This window comes from Methylobacterium sp. D54C (genome assembly GCF_053345595.1).
Window position 1 is genome coordinate 1 of sequence record NZ_JBKFAK010000280.1, and the last position, 261, is coordinate 261.

Consider the following 261-nt stretch of genomic DNA (forward strand, 5'->3'; position numbering starts at 1 on the left):
CCCCCTCCGTGGTCGAGGCCCTGCGCGGCCGCCCCCTCGACAGCCTGCTCGCCTCCTTCGGCGACCATCGCCCCTCCTCCGAGCCGGTGATCGGCATCGGCGACATGGTCTCGGTCTCCGTCTGGGAGGCCGGGTCCGGCGGCCTGTTCTCCGGACCCCTCGTCGCCGACCGCTTCTCCGCCGGATCCAAGTCCGCCCTCATCCCCGAGCAGCCCGTCGGGCGCGACGGCGCCATCTCGGTGCCCTATGCCGGCCGCATCA

Annotated in this window: 1 protein-coding gene; it reads left to right on the forward strand. The window is 73.9% G+C overall.

Going from position 1 to position 261, the window contains the following annotated elements; translation table 11 throughout:
• Positions 1 to 261 (forward strand): polysaccharide biosynthesis/export family protein (locus ACLBYB_RS33525; RefSeq protein ID WP_447701456.1); only part of this gene is annotated, 261 nt, incomplete at both ends.